The organism is Nostoc sp. (assembly GCF_036919675.1).
Taxonomy (GTDB): Bacteria; Cyanobacteriota; Cyanobacteriia; order Cyanobacteriales; family Nostocaceae; genus Nostoc.
The window spans coordinates 19,703-39,882 of sequence record NZ_JBALCP010000064.1 but is presented as its reverse complement, the minus strand read 5'-3'; the positions used below and the strand labels follow the sequence as shown (position 1 = coordinate 39,882).

Annotated in this window: 21 protein-coding genes; 15 read left to right on the top strand and 6 right to left on the bottom strand. The window is 41.7% G+C overall.

Annotated elements, in window-relative coordinates:
• Positions 1 to 43: 43 nt before the first annotated feature.
• The 9 genes from nuoH (at position 44) to V7K49_RS13510 (ending at position 8,579) form a co-directional block, all read left to right on the top strand.
• Entirely contained in the window at positions 44 to 1,162 is a 1,119-nt protein-coding gene (nuoH, locus tag V7K49_RS13550; RefSeq protein WP_334874286.1) for an NADH-quinone oxidoreductase subunit NuoH, read from the top strand.
• A gap of 94 nt (positions 1,163 to 1,256) precedes the next feature.
• Positions 1,257 to 1,841 (top strand): NAD(P)H-quinone oxidoreductase subunit I, encoded by a 585-nt coding sequence (gene ndhI, locus V7K49_RS13545; protein ID WP_273763572.1) that lies wholly within the window; start codon positions 1,257 to 1,259, stop codon positions 1,839 to 1,841.
• Positions 1,842 to 2,046: 205 nt separating this feature from the next.
• A complete protein-coding gene (locus V7K49_RS13540) occupies positions 2,047 to 2,661 on the top strand; it encodes an NADH-quinone oxidoreductase subunit J (RefSeq protein WP_334874284.1) in 615 nt (204 codons plus the stop codon).
• A 59-nt stretch (positions 2,662 to 2,720) separates the two neighbouring features.
• The gene (gene nuoK, locus V7K49_RS13535; RefSeq protein ID WP_006199065.1) at positions 2,721 to 3,026 is read left to right on the top strand and encodes an NADH-quinone oxidoreductase subunit NuoK; all 306 of its coding nucleotides are present in this window, start codon (positions 2,721 to 2,723) and stop codon (positions 3,024 to 3,026) included.
• 6 nt (positions 3,027 to 3,032) lie between these two features.
• A complete protein-coding gene (locus tag V7K49_RS13530) occupies positions 3,033 to 3,953 on the top strand; it encodes an NAD(+) kinase (RefSeq protein WP_334874282.1) in 921 nt (306 codons plus the stop codon).
• A 419-nt stretch (positions 3,954 to 4,372) separates the two neighbouring features.
• Positions 4,373 to 5,167: a GNAT family N-acetyltransferase gene (locus tag V7K49_RS13525; RefSeq protein ID WP_335205969.1), complete on the top strand. Its 795-nt coding sequence runs from the start codon at positions 4,373 to 4,375 to the stop codon at positions 5,165 to 5,167.
• 568 nt (positions 5,168 to 5,735) lie between these two features.
• On the top strand, positions 5,736 to 7,400 hold the full coding sequence (locus V7K49_RS13520; protein ID WP_335205968.1) for a glycosyltransferase family 39 protein: 1,665 nt from the start codon (positions 5,736 to 5,738) through the stop codon (positions 7,398 to 7,400).
• A gap of 230 nt (positions 7,401 to 7,630) precedes the next feature.
• Complete coding sequence (locus V7K49_RS13515) at positions 7,631 to 8,350, top strand: DUF4079 domain-containing protein (RefSeq protein ID WP_335205967.1); 720 nt, start codon at positions 7,631 to 7,633, stop codon at positions 8,348 to 8,350.
• A gap of 34 nt (positions 8,351 to 8,384) precedes the next feature.
• Positions 8,385 to 8,579 (top strand): hypothetical protein, encoded by a 195-nt coding sequence (locus tag V7K49_RS13510; RefSeq protein WP_335205966.1) that lies wholly within the window; start codon positions 8,385 to 8,387, stop codon positions 8,577 to 8,579.
• A 151-nt stretch (positions 8,580 to 8,730) separates the two neighbouring features.
• Here V7K49_RS13510 and V7K49_RS13505 read toward each other — a convergent pair whose 3' ends face one another.
• Positions 8,731 to 9,150, bottom strand: coding sequence for a hypothetical protein (locus V7K49_RS13505; RefSeq protein ID WP_335205965.1), 420 nt, complete (start codon positions 9,148 to 9,150; stop codon positions 8,731 to 8,733).
• A gap of 52 nt (positions 9,151 to 9,202) precedes the next feature.
• A complete protein-coding gene (cobU, locus tag V7K49_RS13500; RefSeq protein WP_334874270.1) occupies positions 9,203 to 9,775 on the bottom strand; it encodes a bifunctional adenosylcobinamide kinase/adenosylcobinamide-phosphate guanylyltransferase in 573 nt (190 codons plus the stop codon).
• Positions 9,776 to 10,088: 313 nt separating this feature from the next.
• Between cobU and V7K49_RS13495 the strand changes: the two genes are divergently transcribed.
• From V7K49_RS13495 to V7K49_RS13475, 5 genes are all read left to right on the top strand, one after another.
• Positions 10,089 to 10,913, top strand: coding sequence for a hypothetical protein (locus V7K49_RS13495; RefSeq protein WP_335205964.1), 825 nt, complete (start codon positions 10,089 to 10,091; stop codon positions 10,911 to 10,913).
• 182 nt (positions 10,914 to 11,095) lie between these two features.
• Complete coding sequence (locus V7K49_RS13490; protein ID WP_334874267.1) at positions 11,096 to 12,028, top strand: glycosyltransferase family A protein; 933 nt, start codon at positions 11,096 to 11,098, stop codon at positions 12,026 to 12,028.
• Between the two features lie 23 nt (positions 12,029 to 12,051).
• Positions 12,052 to 13,008, top strand: coding sequence for a glycosyltransferase family 2 protein (locus V7K49_RS13485; RefSeq protein ID WP_334874265.1), 957 nt, complete (start codon positions 12,052 to 12,054; stop codon positions 13,006 to 13,008).
• 10 nt (positions 13,009 to 13,018) lie between these two features.
• The gene (gene hpsU / locus V7K49_RS13480) at positions 13,019 to 13,606 is read left to right on the top strand and encodes a hormogonium polysaccharide biosynthesis acetyltransferase HpsU (protein ID WP_335205963.1); all 588 of its coding nucleotides are present in this window, start codon (positions 13,019 to 13,021) and stop codon (positions 13,604 to 13,606) included.
• 688 nt (positions 13,607 to 14,294) lie between these two features.
• Positions 14,295 to 14,771, top strand: a complete 477-nt coding sequence (locus tag V7K49_RS13475; RefSeq protein ID WP_334874261.1) for a hypothetical protein — start codon at positions 14,295 to 14,297, stop codon at positions 14,769 to 14,771.
• A gap of 124 nt (positions 14,772 to 14,895) precedes the next feature.
• On the opposite strand, the gene V7K49_RS13470 is transcribed toward V7K49_RS13475, so the two are convergent.
• The 3 genes from V7K49_RS13470 to V7K49_RS13460 all read right to left on the bottom strand — a co-directional run bounded on the left by V7K49_RS13470 (position 14,896) and on the right by V7K49_RS13460 (position 17,711).
• On the bottom strand, positions 14,896 to 15,291 hold the full coding sequence (locus V7K49_RS13470; RefSeq protein ID WP_335205962.1) for a nuclear transport factor 2 family protein: 396 nt from the start codon (positions 15,289 to 15,291) through the stop codon (positions 14,896 to 14,898).
• Positions 15,292 to 15,329: 38 nt separating this feature from the next.
• Positions 15,330 to 16,337, bottom strand: a complete 1,008-nt coding sequence (locus tag V7K49_RS13465) for a zinc-binding dehydrogenase (RefSeq protein WP_335205961.1) — start codon at positions 16,335 to 16,337, stop codon at positions 15,330 to 15,332.
• 579 nt (positions 16,338 to 16,916) lie between these two features.
• Positions 16,917 to 17,711 (bottom strand): aspartyl/asparaginyl beta-hydroxylase domain-containing protein, encoded by a 795-nt coding sequence (locus V7K49_RS13460; RefSeq protein WP_334874545.1) that lies wholly within the window; start codon positions 17,709 to 17,711, stop codon positions 16,917 to 16,919.
• A 117-nt stretch (positions 17,712 to 17,828) separates the two neighbouring features.
• Here V7K49_RS13460 and V7K49_RS13455 point away from each other — a divergent pair, with 117 nt between their 5' ends.
• Positions 17,829 to 19,319, top strand: a complete 1,491-nt coding sequence (locus V7K49_RS13455; protein WP_335205960.1) for an amidohydrolase family protein — start codon at positions 17,829 to 17,831, stop codon at positions 19,317 to 19,319.
• A 4-nt stretch (positions 19,320 to 19,323) separates the two neighbouring features.
• On the opposite strand, the gene V7K49_RS13450 is transcribed toward V7K49_RS13455, so the two are convergent.
• Positions 19,324 to 20,148, bottom strand: coding sequence for an alpha/beta fold hydrolase (locus V7K49_RS13450; RefSeq protein ID WP_335205959.1), 825 nt, complete (start codon positions 20,146 to 20,148; stop codon positions 19,324 to 19,326).
• Positions 20,149 to 20,180: the final 32 nt, after the last annotated feature.

The following is a 20,180-nucleotide window of genomic DNA, read 5'->3' as shown; positions in this document are numbered from 1 at the left end:
TAGTTGTAACTCACCATGACTCGATGTCTTAAAGAGCGGAAACATGAACTCAGGAATTGACCTCCAAGGAACTTTTATTGAATCCCTCCGGGATTTAGGTATACCAGCAGGAACAGCCAAAGCGATTTGGATGCCCCTGCCAATGATACTGATGCTGATTGGGGCAACAGTGGGGGTATTAGTTGCTACTTGGCTAGAACGGAAAATTTCCGCCGCAGCACAGCAGCGAATTGGGCCAGAATACCAGGGGCCTTTTGGGTTGCTGGTGCCTGTAGCAGATGGTCTGAAGTTGGTATTTAAAGAAGATATAGTGCCAGCCAAGTCTGACCCCTGGCTGTTTACCCTCGGCCCAATTATTGTTGTAATTCCGGTGTTTCTGTCGTTCCTGATTGTTCCCTTTGGGCAGAATATCGTAATTAGCAATGTGGGCATGGGCGTATTCTTGTGGATTGCCTTGTCTAGCATTCAACCCATTGGCTTGCTGATGGCTGGCTACGCATCTAATAACAAATACTCCCTCTTAGGAGGGTTGCGGGCAGCAGCGCAATCTATTAGTTATGAAATTCCTTTGGCACTAGCGGTGTTAGCGATCGCTATGATGTCTAACAGCCTCAACACTGTTGATATTGTCAATCAACAGTCTGGCTATGGCATCCTGGGCTGGAACATTTGGCGACAACCCGTCGGTTTCCTGATCTTTTGGATAGCCGCCCTAGCTGAATGCGAACGATTACCCTTTGACTTACCGGAAGCGGAAGAAGAAATCGTAGCAGGCTATCAGACTGAATATTCAGGCATGAAATTCGGTCTGTTCTACCTGGGTTCCTACGTTAACTTGATCCTTTCTTCCCTACTAGTAGCAATTCTCTACCTGGGTGGTTGGGACTTTCCCGTTCCCCTTAACCTCATCGCTGGTTGGCTGGGAGTCAGTGAACTAAATCCTGTGTTCCAGATAGTAACTGCGGCTTTGGGGATCACGATGACCGTGTTCAAAGCTTATTTACTAGTATTTGTCGCTATCCTGTTGCGCTGGACAGTGCCACGGGTACGGATTGACCAACTGTTAGATTTAGGATGGAAGTTTTTGTTGCCAGTTGGCTTGGCTAATCTCCTATTAACCGCCGCCCTGAAACTAGCCTTTCCCTTCGCCTTTGGCGGGTAAACCAATTTTAGATTTTAGATTTTAGATTTTGGATTAAGTCTGAAATCTAAAATTCAAAATCCAAAATCCAAAATCCAAAAGAGAGAGACACAAAATGCTAAAGTTCCTGAAACAAGTTGGTGATTACGCCAAAGAAACGGTACAAGCTGCGCGTTACATTGGTCAGGGACTTTCTGTCACCTTCGACCACATGCGGCGGCGTCCGATTACCGTACAGTACCCTTACGAGAAACTGATTCTTGGCGAACGGTTTCGCGGTAGAATTCACTTTGAATTTGATAAGTGCATCGCCTGCGAAGTTTGTGTTCGCGTTTGTCCGATTAACCTGCCTGTAGTCGATTGGGAATTCGACAAAGCCAGCAAAAAGAAAAAACTCAACCACTACAGCATTGACTTTGGAGTTTGTATCTTTTGCGGTAATTGTGTGGAATTTTGCCCCACTAACTGTCTATCCATGACAGAAGAGTATGAGCTTTCCACTTACGATCGCCATGAATTGAACTATGATAGCGTGGCGCTGGGCCGTTTGCCCTATAAGGTAACAGATGACCCAATGGTTACACCACTACGCGAACTAGTTTACCTACCCAAGGGCGTCCTTGAACCCCACGGACTGCCTGCGGATGCGCCACGTGCGGGTGCGCGTCCAGAAGACCTTGTGGAACAAACAGAAAAATAAATGTCATTTGTCCTTTTCCTAGCGACCAATGACCAATGACCATGCAAATTTGTGATTAGTGATTTTGGATTAAAACAAAAATCTAAAATCGTTCGACTGAGCGACTTGTACTGAGCGACTTGTACTGAGCGAAGTCGAAGTAAGTCGAAGTAAGTCGAAGTCTAAAATCTAAAATCCAAAATTGATTGACTAAGGACAAAAAACAGTGAATCTAGCGGAAGGAGTACAGTTTGTATCGCTTGGCATACTGGGCGTGATGATGATTGGGGCAGCGATTGGCGTGGTACTGTTCTCCAATATCGTCTATTCTGCTTTTATGCTGGGGGGCGTGTTCATCAGCATAGCGGGAATCTACCTGTTGCTAAATGCTGATTTTGTTGCAGCTGCACAAATACTGATTTACGTTGGGGCGGTTAACGTGTTGATTTTGTTTGCCATTATGTTGGTGAACAAGCGGGAGAATTTTGTAGCATTTCCCAACTCTTGGGTGCGGAAAGTGCTAACAGGTATAGTCAGTGTAGGATTGTTTGCTCTTTTAAGTACGATGGTACTGGCTACTCCTTGGGCCTACTCAACTGCTCCTGTGGTGGGTGGTGAAAGTTCTATAGTTTTAATTGGAGAGCATTTCTTCACTGACTTTTTATTGCCTTTTGAACTGGCTTCCATTTTGCTGCTGATAGCGATGGTAGGAGCAATTATTTTGGCACGTCGCGAGTATTTGCCAGATCAAGTGACGCTATCCGAACTGGGGCAAACTGTTTTGACTTTGCAAGAACGCCCTAGAGAACTAGTATCAACAACCAGCGAAACAAAAGAGTAAGATTTGCGACCTCAGTCGCAGAGAAAAAGCCAGTTTTTACAGGAGGGATACTCAGATTCATGCAACTCCAGTACTTTTTATTACTAGCAGCAGCTTTATTCTGTATCGGTATCTACGGCTTAATTACCAGCCGCAACGCTGTGCGGGTGCTGATGTCAATTGAGTTACTGCTCAATGCTGTTAATCTGAATTTAATGGCATTTTCCAACTTCCTCGACTCAACATTAATTAAAGGTCAGGTTTTCACAGTATTTGTGATCACCGTGGCGGCGGCCGAGGCTGCGGTGGGTTTAGCGATCGTGCTTGCCATTTATCGTAACCGTGATACCGTCGATATGGAGCAGTTTAATCTCCTGAAGTGGTAATTTTGCGTGCAACTCAAGCAGGTAATCATTGCTTATAAAGCGCGGGATGCCCAGAGTAAAGAATGGGCAGAAGTCTGTGCTAAACAACTAGAAAGTCGCCAGTGCAATGTGTTGATGGGGCCTAGCGGGCCGAAAGACAACCCCTATCCAGTCTTTTTGGCTTCGGCGGTTCAACCAATCGATCTCGCTTTGGTACTCGGTGGCGATGGTACTGTTTTAACCAGTGCCAGACATTTAGCTCCAGCTGGCATCCCAATTCTGGGAGTGAATGTGGGAGGTCATCTGGGGTTTTTAACTGAGTCAGTGGAGGAGTTTCAGGATACGGAGAAAGTTTGGGATCGACTGTTTGAGGATCGCTATGCTATCCAACGACGGATGATGTTACAAGCTGCTGTGTACGAGGGTCATGGGTCTAATTTGGAGCCAGTGAGTGAGCATTACCTGGCTTTGAATGAATTTTGTGTCAAACCAGCCTCCGCTGACCGGATGATTACTTCAATTCTGGAAATGGAAATCGACGGTGAGGTAGTCGATCAATACGTCGGGGATGGGATAATAATTGCTACTCCCACAGGTTCTACTGGTTACACGGTTTCTGCCAATGGGCCAATTATGCATGATGGTATGGAGGCGATTACCATCACTCCTATTTGTGCAATGAGCCTTTCTAGTCGCCCCCTGGTTTTACCCCCTGGTTCTGTGGTGAGTATTTGGCCTTTGGGGGATTACGATTTGAGTACCAAGCTGTGGACAGATGGGGTTTTGGGGACTTCAATTTGGCCAGGACACCGCGTTGATGTGCGGATGGCAGATTGTCGGGCTAAATTTATTATTTTGCGCGAGAACAATTCCTACTATCAGACGCTGCGAGAGAAGTTGCTTTGGGCAGGTACAAGGGTTCACTACAGCAATAATCACCGTAATTGATTAAGTATTTTAGAGTGCATTTACCGCAGATTGCGATCGCGTACCCGCCCACCATAGGCGATGTCTACGACGGGCTACGTCTACGCAATGCCCAAGGCAAAAGCACATCGCAACCAAAATTATCCAAGCCCCCGGATAAATCCAGGGGCTTTCTGCCCTGATTTTGACTTTCTTTGCTGATTTGCATTTATAGCGGATATCAAAGGAAAATTTTGTATCTTATTGCCAGATTTTTGGTGAATTAATGTCCATAATAAAAGCACTCTACCCCTAATCCAAGAGAGTAAAAAACCTCTCTAGAGGTTCTTTTATCGAAAACCGTCTCAATCACGCTTCGACACATTAATGCATAATGTGAGCTATTCGTATAGTGCCTAAATCCTAGTAGGATATTTTCGTAAATCTAAGTAGGAAGATCGATGGAAGTTTCTGGACGCAACATCAATTACTCACTGAATCCTCCTCTCCCTCTTGAAGATTTTCCTGTCCTTCAAACTGAAAAATATACCCTACGGCTAGCATCAACTGAAGAAGAACTAGAATCAATTTTTCGGTTGCGGTTTGAAGTTTTTAATCTTGAACTAGGGTTGGGATTCTCTACTTCTAACTTTACCCAGATGGATATAGATAAGTTTGATGCAGTTTGCCATCATTTAATCCTGATCTCCAAACAAACGGGTAAAACCATTGGAACTTATCGGATGCAAACCTATACAATGGCTTCTCAAAGACTAGGCTTTGATGCTGCCGATATATTTAATCTTAATGCGATTCCCCATTCTGTGCTTCAGGCATCAGTTGAAGTTGGGCGTGCATGTATAGCTAAAGAATACCGCAACAGTCAGGCACTTTTACTACTATGGAAAGGGCTAGCAAATTATCTGATCTGGAGTAGAAACCAATATTTCTTTGGCTGTGCATCATTACTAACACAATGTCCTTGGCAAGCTACTTACGCTTATGATTATTTTCAGCAAAATGGCTTGATGCATCCAAGTATTTTGGTTTATCCAAATTCACAATCTTGTCTAGAAATGCCTCAATATTTTCCAGATTCATATAATGTTGAAATTCCCAAAATTTTGCAGGCATACTTGAATATTGGAGCTAAAATATGCAGTATTCCAGCTATTGACCGACACTTTAAGACTATTGATTTTTTAGCTATATCTAATACCAAAGACTTTGCTAGATGGCGTTACCAAATATTGTAAAAATTATCTTTTTACCTAATGGCGCTCAGTCGCTGCTACAGGAACAAAGTCTGCATACACGGACTGTAAGAATAGGAATATTTATGATATTTTACTCTACATCTGCATCTTGGCTGTAAAAAAAAGGTCAGTTTTGCCGTATTTGATACAACCTTATGCAATTGTTTTCATAGTTAATAGAAGAGAGGTATTTATTGTCAATATTTAAAATCAGATGACTCTCAATCCGCTTCGGTTAAGCTGCTCAATTCTTAAAGATTCCCCTTTGTAAGGGAGAAATAGAGCCATTCTTAGCCCCACATTTTAAGGGGGATTGGGGGGATTGAGTCTTATCCGAACCGGATTGGGACGACTTGGGGACTGTTGAAAAAACCCTTGTTCTATATCGGTACAAGCCCCTGTCTAAAGATTATGGAATACAAAAAAAGATTTGGGGAAAGACACGTAGTGCTAGATACAAGGTGTCCATATTACAAGCCCCAATATTAGATATGGGGTTGTCTCAAGAGTCCCAATAGTCCTCTTTGCTGACTGGATTATTTTAAACAAGTTATTAGGAAAACTACTTATGCGCCATCTCAAATTTGCTCCGAGTTGGTTGCGATTTTTAATTATTTTCTTATTAACGATGGGTATATTGTTTCGCTTTTTTAACCTTGATGGCAAAGTTTACTGGCATGATGAAACTTATACTTCATTACGAATTTCTGGTTACACAATAACTGAAGTAAAACAGCAAATTTTTAATAATCGTGTCATTGCTGGAGAAAGTTTTGCCCAGTTTCAAGGTGCAAATCAACAAAAAAACTTAAATGACACAATCATGACTTTGGCAAAAGAAGATTCTCACCATCCACCACTTTATTACATAATAGCCAGATTGTGGATGGAAATCTTTGGTAATTCGGTGACGGCGATTAGAAGTTTATCTGTGTTCATCAGTTTGCTGGTTTTCCCTTGTGTTTATTGGCTATGCCGAGAATTATTTAATGTGCCGTTATCAGTTCCTGGTGTAGCGATCGCACTCATGGCAATTTCTCCAATTCACCTAGTATACGCTCAAGAAGCACAAGAATATATTCTCTGGTTAGTCACCATATTGCTATCCAGTGCGTCTCTGCTGCGAGCAATGCGGCTGGAATCACAAGATAAAGATGAGTTAGTAAAAAAACGACAACGACCAGATTTATTCGCTATCTGGAGTATTTATGCAGTAACTTTAACCATCAGTCTTTATACATTTCTTTGGAGTGGATTTGTAGCAGTTGCTCACGGAATTTATGTCATGAGCATCGCCAAATTTCAGTTGACGGGAACTGTCAGAACTTATCTGTTAGCATCACTGGTAGGTTTTTTAGCTTTCATGCCTTGGATAACAATTGTGATGGGTGACTTTTTTCAATTTTTGATTTCAGCAGAGAAGATAACAACCCAATCATCTTTGATACCTATATTTCCATTTTTGCTGATGCAGTTAAGCCGGATTTTTTTTGATGTAGACCTTAGTTTAGACAATTTTGCAGGCTATTTAATTACACCATTAGTTTTAACTTTGGTAGGATATTCAATTTATTTTCTTTGTCAAACAACTAATTATAAAGTCTGGTTGTTTATCATCATATTAATTGTGGTACCAGCACTACCCTTAATACTGCCAGATTTAATTGTTGGGGGTATACAATCATCTAGCGAGCCATATTTAATACCATCTTATTTAGGAATCCAAGTGGCTGTTGCTTACCTACTAGCTACGCAACTATATAATGGGAACGCGTCACGCCGAAGCATTTGGCACATAATCATGGTATTAGTAATTATTTGTGGTCTAATTTCTTATAAGGTGAGTTCCCAGGCAGAAACTTGGTGGAATAAGGGTATGAGCTATGGCAATCCACAAGTTGCCCAAATCATTAACCAAACCACTCGTCCACTTTTGATTAGTGATGCTTTGGGCGACAATTATGGGAATGTCTTTTCTCTGAGCTATCTTTTGGAACCAAAAGTGCGATTTCTGTTGGTGAATAACCAAAAAATTCCCAAAATTCCTGATGGTTTTGCTGATGTATTTTTATTCAATCCTTCAGATACTTGGCGCGAAACAATTGAAAAAAAGTATAAATTAAAGACAGATATTGTTTACAGCGACAACTATTATTCGGTTTGGAAATTGACTAAATTTCCTAAGTTGCGCCGACGTAATATCCCACCTAAGAATAAGTTATTTGCCAGTTGATAGATAGCGTGGGAAGCTACACATTAGATGCTTCATGCGGATGGGCAGAAAAACTGTTCATAAAAGTTATAATCTTTTATAAAATATTCAAATACTTACTTTCTTAAAATAATCTAAGAATAACAAAAATAAATCTTAAACAGATTCTCATCTGAAATTAATTTAAGTGATAATCTGATGTTTTATATTGTCATTTGATATTAATTTAATGATTCCTTGAAAGGTGTTGTATGCAATTAACAGATTTTCTTGGTCTTTTACATCCAGCGATCGCAATTATATTCGTATTTCCACTCATCGGTACAGTGGTTAATTTTGCTTGGCAAACACGCCAACGCAGATTGCAAATTTTAGCCGGGAGTAAGAGCAAAATTCCTCCAGTGGTGGGTGGAGAACATAAGCAGTTAGGTGAAAGACTAACAAGTGCAGTTGTCGGACTAACTCTAATCGGATTAAGCTATCCTATTGGCAAAAATATTATCAAAAATCAATTGTGGAATAAAACACCTTTTCAAGTTGTTTTTATCGTGTTAATGTTTGCTGCTACTATCGCCTCTTTAGTATTTCTTTATCGGGCAAAGCAGCGGTTGTGGCGGGCAGTTTTTGCCACTTTAACTGGTGCAGGTTTAGTAATTATAGGCTGTCAGGATGGAGTATATCGCCTGACGAATGAGTGGTATTGGTCACATTATTATATTGGCATTACCGCAGCATTGCTGATGATTTTTTCATTAGCAATTGTTCAAGATATTTATCAAGATAAGTCCAATCGCTGGCGCATCGTCCATACGATTTTAAACTGTATTGCTTTGTTGCTATTTATTGGACAAGGGATGACAGGAACGCGAGACTTATTAGAAATTCCTCTGAGTTGGCAAGAACCATATATTTATCAGTGTGATTTTGCTAATAAAACTTGTCCAACGCCAAATTCTCAACCACCAAAGTGAACTAACCTGGATTTCTCACAAATGAGAAAAAACCATGTACAAAACCCAATACAGTTCAGTTAAGCATTTTTTCCTTCTCTCTGTGCCTGGCCAGTTGCTACAACGGGGGAACTCCCGCAACGCACTGGCTTCTCTGCGCCTCTGCGGACTAATAGAAAATCAATATTTTGAAACCCCTATGGTGCGCGGAGTGCAGCGCAAGTACGATAGGCGGGTTTTGTTTGTGTAGACGCGGTTTCTAATATAACCGCCTTTTTAACTGTGCATCCCTAGCACAAACATACAAAAGTTCTGTGGTGGGACTAAAAGCCACTACAGAAGAAATAAAAATAATCAAATAATTAGAAAAAACTTGTCAGATTTACAAATTGGTTGTTTGTTTACGCAATATTATCTACAAGCCGCTCGCGAATTGTTTTGAGTTGGTCTTGAGTCTTAATTGGCTCTCGCGGTGCTGGTAATTCGGTATTAGGCCAGTTAGGTAAATTATTGCAGGGGCATAACAATGTCGGCATCCCGACGTTTCGCGCGGCTACTGGCATACTGCAACGGCCACAAGCCACCATATCCCATGCTGATGTCAAAAGTTCAGCAATGGTTTCTTGCGTACCCTCTAGGTAACAATCACCCGAATCGGGTGAGAGAATTTTTTGCCAGCACTCTTCAAATTCTTCACTATAGCGATCGCCATCTAGCACCGATTGGGGCAAAAAGCTTGCCTTACCGTTGGCCGTAATCAATTTCTTACCCAACTGAAACCAGTAGGCGAGGTATCCTCTAACTTCTTGTTTAGTTGCCATATTACAATTTTAGATTTTAGATTTTAGATTTTGGATTAATTTGAATCAAGAGTTAAGAATCTTGACTCCTCACTCCTCCTTCCCCTTTATTTGGCAATGGCGAACCAAGGACGCCCAGATTGAGAACATGACCACCAGTCACTAAATAAACAGTTTCGCTGAACGCACTTAGCTGGCGCACCAAAGAACCCAGGCGATCGCGGAACGTCCTTCCAATCGGATAAGCTGGCACCACACCCCAGCCAACCTCTTCTGCTACAAACACCATATCAGCAGCAACAAGATCCACCGTTTCTAATAACTCTGTAAGGATACTTTCCCAGGTAGGTTCGTCTTGTTCTAAAAGATTAGCAACCCAAGTTCCTAAAGAATCAACTAAAAGGCAGGTATAAGGTTTTGCATCAGCAAGGGTAGCAGACAGTTCCACAGGTACAGATAAAGTTACCCAGTCTTGGGGACGACGTTGTTGGTGTTCTAAAATGCGTTGATGCCACTCTTGGTCATCTGGGTTATCGGTGGCTGTTGCTACGTAAACAACTGCTTTTCCTGACTGCATAGCCAGAGTTTCCGCCCATTCACTTTTACCAGATCGTGCTGGCCCTGTTACTAAAATGATTTTACCCAAAGTTGTTTCCTGAGTATCTTAACAATAAGTAGCTAGTACAACGGGCGCGTAAATTCGGCTACCATTTCAATTAGCAAGACTTGGGGCAAAATCCCCAAGTTGAAAGTAGGCAAACTTTCACCACATTGTACTAATTGCAATTTATCACCGCAGTTTTTACTTTGTGGGTGAGATTTTTGGTTTCAAATAACTTTTAAGGGATAAAATTAGCACCAGCATCATTGATGTTACAACTGGCAAAAGCCGAAAATCCCAACAACCCCATTCTTAATTATTCAACACCATTGGGGACAGCAAACTTTAGGATGTCTTTATGAACGCAGGCTTAAAACGTATTGAAGCAACTCTACACGATTTAGGGAATCGCGGCACTGCCTCTGCCGCCGAAGCAGGTGATTCGACAAAACGACCTTTCTCCTTTAGAATCAGCGTCGGAGCCAACGAACCCACAGAAAGTACACAGACTCCATCCTCCCAGGATGGGGAACTCAATCCACAAGGACAAACAGTTGACCTCAGTGTAGATACTGAGAGTGATTATCCCCCTGAAGAAAATTTCTTTCCTCACCATGACTCCGTGCAGACCTTTCAAGCACAAGAGAATGGTAGCAAAACACCCAGCCTACCCAAGTTGAAAACTCCGAGCTTTAGTAGCCATCGCCACGGAGCTAATCCAGCATTGGCGATGAATCTATTGCAAGAAATTCAGGAAAGTGTCGCCAGTTGGCAAACAGGACTGCAAAATATCTTGGAGCAAATTCAGGATATTTACTTAGAAGGTCCAATTGTCAATGGCTGGTTAGAATCCAATCCCACCGAACCAGAACCGGGAGGAACTGCAACACTGCGCCACGCAGAAGTTGACCGCCTGATGAACTACGTAGAAGAAATTTGCGCCACTGGAGGGAAAGTATCTTATCAATCATCTATTACTGGCTATCGCCTCTGTGGTGTGGACGATGCTGGTAAAGTCTGGTCGCGCCCATGTCCAGCGGATCAGGTTGCCAATGTTAGCATGGCGATCGCGCGTTACCAAAAGTTACGTCAACTGTTGGGGCGCAAGCAATCTTTGGAAACTCGTCTAAGTCAACTAGCCCAAACACTTGTAGTTTTACACAGTCATATTCAACAAACGTAAAGTTTTAAAGATTATTTCCGAAGAAACTCGGTTGGTAGATTGGTAATTTTTGGTTTAGATTGACTTTCAGTAGCTATGCGGTGGATTTAAGATTTTTATCTAAAATCGTTCGACTGAGTTTAGCCTGAGCTGCGTCGAAGGGCGTAACCGAAGTCTCAAATCTCAAATCCAAAATTAAATCTATGCCAGACACGCAAATCTCTGCCATTATCTGTACCTACAATCGAGATACCTATTTAGGGGCTGCAATTGATAGTCTTTTAGCGCAGGATTTTGCTGCTGACTTTGAAATTGTGGTAGTTGATAATGGGTCTAGCGATCGCACCCGTGAGGTTGTAGAACAAAGGGCCCACAATCCGCGTCTGAAGTATGTATTTGAACCCACCATCGGTTTATCTGTCGCCCGCAACACGGGTGCAAAAGTAGCCACTGGTGATATTCTTGCTTATCTGGATGACGATGCGGTTGCCAGCCCTGGCTGGCTACAAGTTTTATATTTTGCCTATTACAATAATTCTAAACTAGCGATCGCAGGTGGCAAAGTCACTCTCCTATGGCCCCCAGGAATCCAACAACCACGGTGGCTGTCTCCAGGGCTAGCTGCAAATCTGGGTGCATACGATTTGGGTGACAGTAGCATCTACATCGAGCAACCTGGCTTAACACCTAGAGGCTTAAATTACTCCATCCGCCGCAGTTTCCTGGATGAAATTGGCGGTTTTGATCCTCATCTCGGTCGAGTAGGGAAAAATCTATTATCAAATGAAGAACTGCAAATGACCGAATTTGCCCTACAGCGTGCTTGGCAAGTCGCTTATCTTCCCGAAGCACTAGTCGCTCACAATGTTGCCCCAGAGCGCCTCCAACGCTCCTGGTTTTTAAACCGAGGCTGGTGGCAGGGTATTAGTGAATGCTATCGAGAACAACTCGCTGGTAAAGCTGGAATCGCTCAATTGCAGCGAGGTAGCGAACGGTTTGTGCGCGGCTTGTATAAGGCATTGCAATATTTTTCTGATCCAGCAGAACGGTTTGACAAACTTGTATATGCTTACGGTCAGATTGGTTACTTAAATGCTGCTATTCAGGGTCTTTTATCCACATCAAATAAGAAATAACTAATAACATAATTTCTACTAGTATGCCATCTAAAATACCAGTTTCAGTACTAATTCCGGCAAAAAATGAACAAGTAAACTTGCCTGCCTGTCTCGCAAGTCTCACCAGAGCCGATGAAATATTTGTAGTAGATTCTCAAAGTACCGACAACAGTGTTGAAATTGCTAAAAGTCACGGTGTAAATGTCGTGCAATTCAGCTTCAATGGACGCTGGCCCAAAAAGAAAAATTGGTCTTTAGATAATCTACCGTTCCGCAACGAATGGGTACTAATTGTAGATTGTGATGAGCGCATCACTCCTCAACTTTGGGAAGAAATTGACCAAGCAATTCAAAACAAGGAATATGCAGGTTATTATCTCAACCGCCGCGTATTTTTCTTAGGAAAATGGATTCGTTACGGTGGGAAATATCCCGATTGGAATCTACGTTTATTTCAGCATAAAAAGGGTCGCTACGAAAATCTACATACAGAAGATATTGCCAACACTGGTGACAATGAAGTTCACGAACATGTGATTTTGCAGGGCAAAGTTGAGTATCTCAAAAATGATATGCTCCACGAGGACTTCCGCGACCTTTACCACTGGTTAGAACGACACAACCGCTATTCCAACTGGGAAGCCAGTGTTTATCTTAATATTCTCACAGGTAAAGATAATAGCGGTACTATCGATGCCAATCTATTTGGTGATGCAGTCCAACGCAAGCGCTTTTTGAAAAAAGTGTGGGTACGCCTACCATTTAAACCCATTTTACGGTTTGTTTTATTTTATATTATTCAACGTGGTTTTTTGGATGGCAAAGCAGGATATATCTATGCACGCTTGCTGAGTCAATATGAATATCAAATTGGCGTTAAGCTTTACGAATTACGCAACTGTGGTGGTCACTTAAATACTGCAACTAGCCCAAAGGAAGGAGATGGGGAGCAGGGGAGCAGGGGAGCAGAAGGAAAGCTATTGACCATTGATTCCTGATAAATAACTAATGACTAATGACGCTTTCGTAGATTTACGCAAATATGACCAGTTTTGGTTTGATCGGGGACGTCCAAGCTGGTATATTTTCTTATGGTGGTTTGTACAAGCGATCGCCTTTCCCCTGACTCCTCAACCGTTAAATATTCTGCGTTGTGCTTTGCTACGACTATTTGGTGCTCAAATAGGTAAAGGCGTATTAATTCGACCTACCGCCCGCTTTACCTACCCCTGGAAAGTTACCATTGGCAACTACAGTTGGATTGGAGATAACGTAGTTTTATACAGCCTCGATCAGATCCACATCGGTGAACACTGCGTAATTTCCCAAAAAAGTTACCTGTGTACTGGTAGTCATGATATCCAAGACCCTGCCTTTGGGTTGAAAACAGCGAGTATTACTATTAACAATGGTGCATGGGTGGCAGCAGATTGTTTTGTTGGGCCGGGAGTGCAAATCGGGGCTAATGCTGTGATTGGCGCTCGTAGCAGTGTTTTTACTAATATGCCTTCTGGGCAAGTTTGTTGGGGAAGCCCTTGTTGTCCCAAGACGGTTCGGATAAAACTTGATGCCCCCACAAAACCCGTGATTTTATAAATAAACATAGTTAGGGCGCATAGCTAGCTGTGCGCCCTTAAATTTTCTACATATTATATAGCGGTTCTCAATTGCATGGAATACAGACCACTTGTAGGGGCACATCATTGCTCATATGTGTCAACTTAAGCAAAAACTCCTTTAAAATCTCGTTTCCAGCCAGAGGCTGGAAATGCAATTCATTGCGGTGCCGCTAGTTTTGAGGCAGAGCCTCTGATTAGGCATTCCCAGTCAGAGACTGGGAACGAGACAAAGAAAATTTTTTTTTTGCCATTCCAAAAAGTAGGTGATAAAGTGCCAGTTGCCACCCATCTTCGTGAACTTGCCAAAGATTTTAAAGGCAAACAAATTCGAGAAGTTAAAAGTAGAGTTAGGAGTTAGGAGTTAGGAGTTAGGAGTTAGGAGTCTGGAGTTTGGAGTTTGGAGTTTGGAGTTTGGAGTTCAGAGTGGGGATTTTAAGTCTCTGAAGTGGATAAACGAGTCTCTGAGGTGGATAAATGAGTCTTTGAAGTGGATGAACGGAGTTTTGAAGTGGATAAGCGAATCTCTGAGGTGGATGAATGAGTCTTTGAGCTTGATGAACGAGCTTCCTAGCCTCCCCTATATCCCTCAGCCTTCTGAATCCCCAAGCAAGACAGGAAGTAGCAGTGGTAATATGTTTTCATGGCTGCTCTAATCCCTGCTATTGATGAACAAACTATTGGATGAAACGCTGTCAATCAAAATTGCTGAACTCATAAACAGCAGAGCTAGCACTCCGTTTGATAATGCTTATAAAGCAGTATTATCGACTGAGGGAGCAAGATATATTCAGGGATTTTTAGCTTTTGTCGGGAAGCCATACAGACCAATTGAACACAGTTGGATTGAGCTAGGCGACGTCTCCGATGTCCGCATTGTCGATCCCACATTACCGCACCTGAACAAAAATCCCCAAGAACTCTGGTATTTTGCTGCACAAAGCCTGACTGTTAAAAAACTGAAAGCCATCATTGAAGAATCGAAAGAAGATTATCCAGAAGATGATCCATTGCCAATCTATGGTCATCCACCTTATGAATATTACGGTGATGTGATGTTGGGTGGTCAAGACTATTTAGCAGCATATCAAGCCGCAGAGGCTAAATGCAGAGAAATCAACGAACTCAACCCTGAAAGGAACTAAGGAGAGTGAATGAAATAATTCTTAATTACGAATTACGTTAGCGCAGCTCTCTTCTCTACGAGAGGCTGCGCCAACGAGTCCGCCTCCCTTGCGCGTCTCGTAGAGAGCGTCTATTAGGAATTATTTAATACGATTTCCCATCGCTGCCAAAGTATTCCCGATAGGCACAAATTTTGTCTCCCCGAATATCCCAGGAAACCGCTAAACGATTTTTGTAAGGTTGTTCCAACAAACGTCCCTCATCCCGAAACTCAAAAACAACCGTTGTATCATTACTGGTATAACGGTCTAGGGTCAGGGTGATTCCCCCTTTGAATGATTCAGAAACGTACTCGAAAAACTCTCTAGCTCGTTCTTTTCCCACATTTAACCCGTGGAATTTCCCCACAGGAAACCAAAGGGTAAAATCTTCTGTGAGCATATCTAGAAATGCTTCCCAATTTCCTGTTGCTAGACCATGTGTAAAATGCTCAAATGCTTGTTGAGCAACTTTTAAAGTATTTTCTGAATCTTGTGTCATTCTCACCCCCGACTGGATATAAACTAATACCGTGTTACTTAAAACCTCATTACCACTTTCCCACAATTATGACCACTGAGAAGATATTCTACAGCGTCGGGTATTGATTCTATGCCTTGAAACTGTGTTGGGTCAACGGCAATTTTAAGTTTGTCTGTGTAAAACAGGTTTAAGAGGCGATCGCGTGCCTCTGGTATATATTCTTTATAATGAGGCATGAGAAAGCCTCTGGCAGAAGCAGCTTTCCAAAATAGCTGGTGATAAATGCGTGGTTGTGTAATTTTTTCTACATGATTTGCGTATTCAGAGATGAAACCAACCAGTACTAAACGTCCCCGCACTGCCAAGTTTTCAACGCAAGTATCAAATACGGCTTTACCTACAGACTCAAAAATGAGATTAATCCCATTGGGGTATTCTTGCTTGAGGATTTGATTGAGATTTTCGGTGCGATAGTTGATAATGCGATCGCACCCTAATTCTCTTAGTAACTTCGCCTTCGCTTCAGAACTACAAGTACCAATCACATGATTACCAGCTAACTTTGCCAATTGCACTGCAATATGACCGGTTCCCCCTGCTGCTGCTGTCACTAAAACCACTTCATTACTTTTCATCTCCCCCACTTGTTCCAATGCCACCAAGGCTGATACACCTGTAGGAATCAGGGTTAGAACTTCTGGTGTAGCTTCACGCACTTTAACTGCTAAGTTTGCATCTACAACCTGATATTCTCGATAACCGCCGCCACGCGCTGTAGTTATGACAGCATCACCTATTTGAAAATTTTTAACATTTTCACCCATAGCGACAACTTTTCCTATAGCTTCTACACCTAAATCAAAGGGAGGAATTAAGTTGACATAGGGAACATCACCACGACAAAGTAAGGTATCAAAGCCACCGTTAACGCCAGCAAATTTGTTTTTAATTAAAAGTTCATTAGCAGCAGGTTTGGAAATAGAAATTTCGACAATTTCAACGGCAGATTTAAAATCTTGATTCAGTTGCTTTGCTATTAATTTTCTGTATGTTGTTACGTTCATATCTAAATCTTAGTTTTACCTTACTCGTCAATTATTGTTTTTAACGTATAGCTTTTGAGCCTCTATGATATTACTAGTTGTGGAAGGTGGGTTGTAAAAGAATCTTTTATCAAGTAAATTGGCGCAAATATTTTAAGCTATATTAATAAATTTAATATAGCTTGATTTAGAATTCCGACTTCTTGAAGAAGTCGGGGTTCTGGGCTGTAACTTTTGCTTAAGCAAGTACCATTCAAATGTAGGGTACATTATGTCTTCAGCTAACGGATCATCAACAATCTAAGAATATCTTTGAAAAGTTATTTGTGATATATCAAAGACTTGTAGATCCTCCTAAATCCCCCTTAAAAAGGAAGACTTTGATTCCGGTTCCCCCTACGGGGAGCCAGCGTGGTATTCTCCCGAAGGGAGATGCTAGCGCCTGCCGTAGGATGCCCGAACGCAAGAGCGTCTCCTTTAGGAGAAGGGCTGTAGAGGGTTTTTCCTATGAGCTACTTGCGTAGATTAGGGGAGACCAATAAGTGCCTAAAATCATAGCTAAATACTTTGAAACAACCTCTAAGGTGCGTTATATTAAGCTTATAAGGCTTTCTCCCACTCTAATTGATGAGCTAAACCATACTTGATAAAATCTTCTTCTTTAGCTTTATCGCTTTTACCAAAAACACCTAAGCTGTAAGGATTATCTTGCATCCTTTGTGTAACTTGCTCTTTCTCAAATCGGATAACTTCTTCTCTGGGTTTATCCGGTTTAAAAAAGTCTACAACCAAGACAGTTCTGTCATAATTGGTGTAATTATGCGGACAGTGTGGATAGCTGTGATCTAAAACCAGAAATTTTCCTTCATGCCAATAAAGCTGCTCATGGCATATTTTCATAGCCACATCGCCCTCTGGCACAATCAATCCTAGATAGCCACGATTCATATGAGGATTATAGTTCACATGTAGCTTGATATCCAAGCCTGGATGGAATGTACCAAAATACACATTTCTGAGTACACCATCATCGCTAAAGTTTACTTTTTCGATCACCTTAGCCAAATTTGGAAAATATTTCTCTCTTAATGCAAGTGCTTTTTCTGATGCATCATCTAACCCATAATCAGGATATTGTATTTGATGTGCTTGAATATATTCTTCAATAAATATACCTTGAAATAAAATTCCAAAAGCAGTATATTTTGCATTACTTTTTGTTTTAATCGTTTTACTTTTAGGGCCTAGAATCTCGTAAGTGAGTTTTAACTCTTCATTAGATGCATTATTAATAAAGCTTGTAAACTCATCTCTAATCACTTGCCAGCTATCTTGAAAACTTTTGAGAAAAGTAAATCCCTTTGGGTCTATATGATACTCATTAAAACTTTCCATTGTCTTTTCTCCTGAAGATGATTTCATAAAAAACCGTTATATAATGATGAGATTTGGTCTTTGTCACGATTCGATGTTGGAATTCCTGACTAAACTCATTTTAGTGTGAGGTCTACTGTGTCTGAAACCCCTGTATTAGATCAAATAATCAAAAATGTGCGGGTAGTTCGTCCCCATCAGGATGCGATGTCTACGACGGGCTACGCCTACGCACTACTTGATTTAGGAATTAAGGATGGAAAATTTGCTCAGATTGCCCCTAATATTAGCCCAGACACAGGTAAAGAGGTATTTGATGGCAAAAACCTGCTAGGCTTTCCTGGGGTCGTAGATGCCCATATGCACATCGGTATCTATCAACCCCTTGACAAAGATGCTGTGACTGAAACCAAAGCAGCCGCTATGGGAGGCGTGACTACCAGCTTAAATTACATCCGTACAGGGCAGTATTATCTTAACAAAGGCGGCTCCTACCGCGATTTTTTTCCAGAGGTGTTGGCGTTATCCGCAGGTAATTTTTTTGTAGATTACAGCTATCACGTTGCACCTATAGCTAGCCAGCATATCGACGAAATACCTCTATTGTTTGAGGAACACGGTGTATCTTCGTTTAAAATTTTCATGTTTTATGGCGGTTATGGGTTGCATGGTTTGTCAGACCAGCAAAACCTCTTTTTGATGATTAACAAAGAGGAACGGTACGACTTCGCCCATTTTGAATTTATTATGCGCGGTCTAACTCGCTTGATAGAAAAACATCCAGAAGCGCGAGATACTATCAGCTTGAGTTTGCACTGCGAAGTTGCAGAAATTCTCAACGCTTATACCAAAATAGTTGAAAACGACTCCAGCCTTAGCGGACTACACGCCTATAGTGCAGCGCGTCCTCCTCATTCTGAAGGTTTAGCAATTTGCATTGCTTCTTATTTGGCACATGAAACTAACTGTGCAAATATCAATTTGTTGCACCTGAGTTCGCGTAAAGCAATGGAAGCAGCTTTGACTATGCAAACTGCTTTTCCCCATATCAATTTTCGGCGAGAAGTTACTGTTGGACATTTGCTATTAGATGTCGATACTCCCAATACAATTTGGGCAAAAGTCAACCCTCCTATTCGTCCCCGTGCAGATGTGGAATACTTGTGGCAAGCAGTACTCAACCATCAGGTAGATTGGATAGTTAGTGACCACGCTTGCTGTTCTGCTGAACAAAAAAGAAGTGCTAAAGACCCGAATAATATTTGGTTAGCAAAGTCTGGTTTTGGCGGTACAGAATATTTACTTTCTGGTGTATTTAGTGAAGGTAGCAAGCGGGGAATGTCTTATAACCACATGGCTAAGTTGCTGTCTTGGAACCCATCCCGGCGCTTTGGTTTGTTAGAAAAAGGTGACATTGCCATTGGCTATGATGCTGATTTGGTCTTAGTAGACCCCAATGAAAGCTTTGTGGTACGTGCGGCTGAGTCGGAGTCACAACAAGGTTATACACCCTTTGAAGGAGTAGAGTTAACTGGGAGGGTGAAAAGTACCTTTTTGCGTGGAAATTTGATTTACAACAATGGGCAGGTTTTGGGTTCGCCTACTGGACGCTATTTAAAAAGAGCATAGAGTTTTAAACATTTGTATTCTCTAGAAACTCTATAACTACGTTTGATATTTCTTTAGGGATTTGGTTCATCATGCAGATGCTTCCATCAGGCAACTCCACAACCTTAGCCTGGGGAATTGCTTGTGATAAGAAATATCGGTCTTTCGCCAGTGCTAAACCTAATTTTTGGAATTCTTCCACATCATCAATTCCCCAAACTATCAGTGTAGGACATTTAATTGAAGTAAACCTTTGAGCGGCATCTATACAGTAATTTCCTACTGCCCAAACTGCGTACAAAGGATAGCCAAAGCATTTCAAATCATCTAAAACCCAACGATGATTCAAATCAGCAGAACCCACATATCTGGAACGGGCTAACCATCTTTCCATCAGGTGTGAACCGTCTTCTTTAATGACGAAACCTTCCTGAAACCGCCTCATTAAATCTGCTTTTCCAGCTTCCCCAAAACCAGCAACGTTACACAAAATTAAATTATTGACCCGTTCCGGATAAGCTGCGGCTACTTCTCCAGAAACAAAAGCGCCCGTGTGGTTCCCCAGAATATTTGTTTGTTCAATACCCAACTCATCCAACAGGGCAATAACAGTTTTAGCGTAGTCCGCCACTGAATACAATTTTGGCGGTTTATCAGACTCACCAAAACCCATGAAATCCATCGCTATCACACGGTACTTTTTTACCAAAATTGACATTAATTCCCGATATTCGTCACTACTGCGGGGGTTCATATGCAGCAGTAACAAAGGCTCTCCTTCACCACCGATTCGATAAAGAATTTGTCCATCTTCGGTGTCTAAAAAAGCTCGCTTGATTGGTTTATTCATAGTACCCTGATAAATTTAGGATTTATGTCAGC

Excerpts from the sequence above, each read along its gene's own strand:
- V7K49_RS13525 (WP_335205969.1), top strand. The coding sequence starts at position 4,373 with ATGGAAGTTTCTGGACGCAACATCAATTACTCACTGAATCCTCCTCTC.
- V7K49_RS13460 (WP_334874545.1), bottom strand. The coding sequence starts at position 17,711 with ATGGAAAGTTTTAATGAGTATCATATAGACCCAAAGGGATTTACTTTT.
- V7K49_RS13475 (WP_334874261.1), top strand. The coding sequence starts at position 14,295 with ATGAACAAACTATTGGATGAAACGCTGTCAATCAAAATTGCTGAACTC.
- nuoK (WP_006199065.1), top strand. The coding sequence starts at position 2,721 with ATGCAACTCCAGTACTTTTTATTACTAGCAGCAGCTTTATTCTGTATC.
- V7K49_RS13450 (WP_335205959.1), bottom strand. The coding sequence starts at position 20,148 with ATGAATAAACCAATCAAGCGAGCTTTTTTAGACACCGAAGATGGACAA.
- V7K49_RS13520 (WP_335205968.1), top strand. The coding sequence starts at position 5,736 with ATGCGCCATCTCAAATTTGCTCCGAGTTGGTTGCGATTTTTAATTATT.
- V7K49_RS13515 (WP_335205967.1), top strand. The coding sequence starts at position 7,631 with ATGCAATTAACAGATTTTCTTGGTCTTTTACATCCAGCGATCGCAATT.
- ndhI (WP_273763572.1), top strand. The coding sequence starts at position 1,257 with ATGCTAAAGTTCCTGAAACAAGTTGGTGATTACGCCAAAGAAACGGTA.
- hpsU (WP_335205963.1), top strand. The coding sequence starts at position 13,019 with ATGACTAATGACGCTTTCGTAGATTTACGCAAATATGACCAGTTTTGG.
- V7K49_RS13485 (WP_334874265.1), top strand. The coding sequence starts at position 12,052 with ATGCCATCTAAAATACCAGTTTCAGTACTAATTCCGGCAAAAAATGAA.
- V7K49_RS13505 (WP_335205965.1), bottom strand. The coding sequence starts at position 9,150 with ATGGCAACTAAACAAGAAGTTAGAGGATACCTCGCCTACTGGTTTCAG.
- V7K49_RS13495 (WP_335205964.1), top strand. The coding sequence starts at position 10,089 with ATGAACGCAGGCTTAAAACGTATTGAAGCAACTCTACACGATTTAGGG.
- V7K49_RS13470 (WP_335205962.1), bottom strand. The coding sequence starts at position 15,291 with ATGACACAAGATTCAGAAAATACTTTAAAAGTTGCTCAACAAGCATTT.
- V7K49_RS13465 (WP_335205961.1), bottom strand. The coding sequence starts at position 16,337 with ATGAACGTAACAACATACAGAAAATTAATAGCAAAGCAACTGAATCAA.
- V7K49_RS13490 (WP_334874267.1), top strand. The coding sequence starts at position 11,096 with ATGCCAGACACGCAAATCTCTGCCATTATCTGTACCTACAATCGAGAT.
- V7K49_RS13510 (WP_335205966.1), top strand. The coding sequence starts at position 8,385 with ATGTACAAAACCCAATACAGTTCAGTTAAGCATTTTTTCCTTCTCTCT.
- nuoH (WP_334874286.1), top strand. The coding sequence starts at position 44 with ATGAACTCAGGAATTGACCTCCAAGGAACTTTTATTGAATCCCTCCGG.